Raw genomic sequence first — 4376 nt, 5'->3', positions numbered from 1 at the left:
AAGTATGATGCCGCGCGGTGTAGCCGACATTCTCCAGGTCATTGTGCTTGCCGCCGGCGCGCACACATTTCTGCGCCGTCGCGGCGCGCACATAGTCGCGTTTCTCCTGGCCGGTGAAGACGTTCTTGAACTGCACCATGCCGGCATTGGTGAAGAGCAGGGTCGGGTCGTTGCGCGGCACCAGCGGCGAGGACGCAACGACCTCGTGCCCGTTCTTCCGGAAATATTCCAGGAAGCTGGTACGGATCTCGTTCGTGCTCTGAACGTGGCCGCTACTTTGGTGGCCGGTGGTCGAAGTCGACATGGGGCGCTCGGGGGCTTTCGTTAGGGCTGGCAGCAGGCCGTTCCGGGGCCGCTGCTTCGGACCGGTTATGGGGTCGCGGGACCCTTTCCGGAGCCGCCAAGCGGCAAACCCCAGTCATCCCGCGTTGCACCATAGGATATAGGGCTTTTACCAACCGCTTAACCCCCCTGTCCAGACAGGGTTGCCGGCTGCGGACACCCTTGGGACTGCGGCTCCCTTTCCTAATCGCCCCCGAGCTTGAGCGTCCTCCCATGCCCCAGGGCCGGATATTGCGCTCGAGCGCGAACTTCCCGCGGGTCCGTGGTATCGTGGCGGGGGCCGCATGGACCTCCCTGGGCGCCTGCTGCCTGGGCCGGGGATCCAACCGGTTCCCCCGCCGTCGAGCTGACGGAAGTGAGGGGTACGGCGGCGCAAGGCAACCCGCCATGAGACAGGCGAACGGGTCCATCGCGATCGGCATGCGGCGCCTCCGCCGGGCTCCGGCGGGCATCGGAAGCTGGCTGGCCTGTGCCAGCCTGCTCTTCATGCTTCTCCAGGCGCCGGCGGGCGCCCTCGCAGCGCCCAAGGCCTATCTCTTGGATCTGAAAGGCGCGGTAAGCCCGTTCACGGCCGACTATGTGGTGCGCGGGCTGCACCGCGCAGCCGACGACGGCGCGAACGTGATCGTGCTGCGGATCGACACGCCCGGAGGGCTCGACAGCTCGATGCGCGAGATCATTCGCGCCATCCTCGCTTCACCCGTGCCGGTGATCGGCTATGTGGCGCCAGGCGGCGCTCGCGCTGCCAGCGCCGGCACCTACATCATCTATGCCTGCCATATCGCGGCGATGGCGCCCGGCACCAATCTCGGCGCTGCGACACCGATCAACCTGTTCGGCGGCGATGAATCCACACCGGAACAACAGCCCGGCAGCCAGAACGGCAAGGCGCCATCGGACGCATCATCGCCACAAACACCGGCGCCCCAAGAATCAGCCCCTCAGGAATCGCCCGAGAACCCATCGCAACAGATCCGTCCGCCCAATGCCGAGCTGACCAAAATCACGAACGATGCCGCGGCTTACATTCGCGGCCTGGCGCAACTGCGTCATCGCAACGTCGATTGGGCGGAACGCGCGGTCCGCGAGGCGGTCAGCCTGTCCAATGATGAAGCGCTGAAGGCGAACGTTATCGACCTGGTGGCTGACAATCTCGAAGAGCTGCTGGCGAAGGTGAACGGACGCAGCGTGCCGGTGCTGGGCACGGATCGAGTTCTCGAGACCGGGAGCGCCACGGTAGTCGCTCTCGAGCCGGATTGGCGCACCCGTCTGCTGGCGACGCTGACGGATCCGTCCGTCGCCTACCTCCTGCTCCTCATCGGCATCTATGGCCTGATTTTCGAGTTCTCGCATCCGGGGATCTTCGCTCCGGGCGTTATCGGCACCATCAGCCTGGTTCTCGGGTTGCTGGCGCTCAGCGTCATACCGATCGACCTCGCCGGTCTCGGCCTGATGCTGCTTGGTATCGGATTGATGGCGGCGGAGGCCTTCATACCCTCGTTCGGCGCGTTCGTCATCGGCGGTGCGACGGCTTTCGTCATCGGCTCCTTGATGACGTTCGATGTACCTGGCTACCGCCTGGCCTGGCCGGTGATCGCCGGCGCCACCATCGCCAGCATCGGGTTGTTCCTGCTCGTCCTTGCCATGCTGCTGCGGGCACGCCGCCGGCCCGTCAGCAGCGGCGACGCCGCACTGGTCAATACGGCTGGGGAGGTGATCAGCTGGACCGATGGCGAAGGCCAGGTCCTGGCGATGGGCGAGCGGTGGCGCGCCCGCGGACCCGGATCGTTGGCGGCAGGCCAGCAGGTGCGCGTCGTCGGCCGCGATGGGCTCATCTTGCGGGTCGAACCCAGATAGGGCGGATCGAACCCCGATAGGCGAATGGGCAAACGGACGTTCGAACGAATGAAGGTGGAATCGCGAATCTCGGGAGAAGCGCCATGATGATCAACTGGCTCATTTATCTGGTGATCGCGCTGTTCGCGATCGGCATCCTCGGCGCGGCGATCCGCGTATTTCGCGAATATGAGCGCGGCGTCATGTTCACGCTTGGCCGGTTCACCGGCGTGAAGGGGCCGGGATTGATCCTGATGCTGCCTTACATTCAGCAGATGGTCCGCATCGATCTGCGCGTGATCGTGCTCGATGTGCCGAGCCAGGATGTGATCTCGCGGGACAATGTCTCGGTCAAGGTCAACGCGGTCCTCTACTTCCGCGTCCTTGACGCCGACAAGGCCGTCATTCAGGTGAGGGACTTCATGCAGGCGACCAGCCAACTCGCGCAAACGACCTTGCGCTCGGTCCTCGGCAAGCACAGCCTCGACGAGATGCTCGCCGAGCGTGACAAGCTCAACAACGACATCCAGGAGATTTTGGATGCGCAGACGGCATCCTGGGGCATCAAGGTCACCAACATCGAGATCAAGCAGGTCGATATCTCGGAGAGCATGATCCGCGCGATTGCGAAACAGGCCGAGGCCGAACGCATCCGTCGGGCGAAGATCATCAATGCCGAAGGCGAGCAGCAGGCGGCGCAAAAGCTGGTGGAGGCGGCCGAGATCCTGGCGCGCACGGCCGGCGCAATGCAGTTGCGCTATCTGGGGGCGCTGCACGACATCGCCAGCGACCGCACCAACACGATCGTGCTGCCGCTACCGACCGACCTGCTGAAGATGCTCTCGATAGCCACCGCGCCCGCGCCAACTTGATGCGCGGACGATCGCCTTCACGGGATCGCCAGCAGTCCTTGAGCGATAGAGCGACCGGGACGGGTTACCCCCGTCAGTCGAAGGCCGCGTTGAGCTCGGTATGAGGGGTCGCCTCGGCGGTAAAGCCAAACGTGCCCTTCTCCTTGAGCTCCCGGGCGGCCCGCAGGAAGCCGCCAAAGGCGGCACGGGCCAGGCTGCCGCCGACGCTGACGCGGCGCACGCCCAGCGCCGCCAGATCGGCAACCGTGGCGCCGCCCGGCCCCATCAGCACATTGACCGGCCGGTCGACCGACTTCACCAGGGTCGCGACCTCCTCGCGGGTGCGCAGGCCCGGGGCATAGAGCACCTGGGCCCCCGCCTCCTGATAGGCCTGGAGCCGGCGGATGGTGTCGCCCAGATCGGCGCGACCATGGAGATAGTTCTCGGCGCGGCCCACCAGCAAGAAGGGGAAAGACAGGCCTTTGACCACCTCGGCCGCCGCCACGATCCGTTCGACCGCCTGGGCGATGTCATAGATCGGCTTGTCGCCCTCGCGGGTCGAATCCTCGATCGAGCCGCCCACCAGGCCGACCGCCACCGCCCGTTTGATGGTCTCGGCCGCGGCCTCGGGCTTGCTGCCGAAACCGTCCTCGAGGTCGGCCGTGACCGGCAGATCGGTCGCGGCCACGATCGCATGCGCATTGGTGATGGTCTCGTCGCGGGTGACCCGGCCGACGCCATCGGGCTTGCCGAGCGTGAAGGCGAGGCCGGCGCTGGTGGTGGCGAGCGCCTCGAAGCCCAGCCCGGCCAGCAGCTTGGCCGAACCCGCATCCCAGGGGTTGGGAAGAATGAAGCAACCCGGCCGCTCATGCAGCGCCTTGAAGTTCCGCGCCTTCTCTGCCTGCGTCACCATCGTCCGACTCTCCCGGTCAAAGCCTGTCTGGAGAATGATCTTCCCATCGCGACAATCCCGCTGTCACCTGCCGAAGCTTCATGCCTGCCCTGACACAAAATGCAGTGGAAAGACGCGGCACCGGTAACAGGGGGCTGAAACAAATCCGCAAAAAAGCGACCGCCGCCGACAGGGGGACCATCGGCGGCGGCCTCTTCACTCGTGACCGGAAATTTGCGGGAAGGGTCTAGGGGAAACCCGCGAGAGGGCCAGCCACGAAATCGTCAATCGTGAAACGATAAAGGACAGGAAACGACAACGGGATGAGGACGCCCCGGACGACCGGGGCGTCCCGCAATCCCGATCGGGTCATTCGTCTTCGGCGTTTTCCTTGTCGCCGCTGCTGCCGGTCATCATGGCGCCGGCGACGAGGCCCGCATTCTGGCGGATCGCGG

The 4376-nt window shown here is 65.4% G+C and carries 4 protein-coding genes; 2 read left to right on the top strand and 2 right to left on the bottom strand.

From position 1 onward, the window contains the following. The coding region (locus ACREE8_RS20670) for an alanine--tRNA ligase-related protein (RefSeq protein WP_431574905.1) at positions 1 to 304 on the bottom strand (304 nt) is incomplete at its 3' end. Positions 305 to 879: 575 nt separating this feature from the next. On the opposite strand from ACREE8_RS20670, the gene ACREE8_RS20665 reads away from it, so the two are divergent. Next, positions 880 to 2199, top strand: a complete 1320-nt coding sequence (locus ACREE8_RS20665; RefSeq protein ID WP_431574904.1) for an NfeD family protein — start codon at positions 880 to 882, stop codon at positions 2197 to 2199. An 83-nt stretch (positions 2200 to 2282) separates the two neighbouring features. Then, positions 2283 to 3050: a slipin family protein gene (locus tag ACREE8_RS20660; protein ID WP_431574903.1), complete on the top strand. Its 768-nt coding sequence runs from the start codon at positions 2283 to 2285 to the stop codon at positions 3048 to 3050. 73 nt (positions 3051 to 3123) lie between these two features. On the opposite strand, the gene ACREE8_RS20655 is transcribed toward ACREE8_RS20660, so the two are convergent. Continuing rightward, a complete protein-coding gene (locus ACREE8_RS20655; RefSeq protein WP_431574902.1) occupies positions 3124 to 3942 on the bottom strand; it encodes an isocitrate lyase/PEP mutase family protein in 819 nt (272 codons plus the stop codon). Between the last annotated feature and the right edge of the window lie 434 nt (positions 3943 to 4376).

It is taken from the genome of Hypericibacter sp., assembly GCF_050729195.1.
In the GTDB taxonomy this organism is placed as follows: Bacteria; Pseudomonadota; Alphaproteobacteria; order Dongiales; family Dongiaceae; genus Hypericibacter.
Note: the sequence above shows the minus strand (reverse complement) of the source record. Positions and strands in the feature narration are given on the sequence as shown.

Bases quoted from the DNA above. Each gene is read 5' to 3' on its own strand.
- ACREE8_RS20660 (WP_431574903.1), top strand. From the start codon at position 2,283: ATGATGATCAACTGGCTCATTTATCTGGTGATCGCGCTGTTCGCGATC.
- ACREE8_RS20655 (WP_431574902.1), bottom strand. From the start codon at position 3,942: ATGGTGACGCAGGCAGAGAAGGCGCGGAACTTCAAGGCGCTGCATGAG.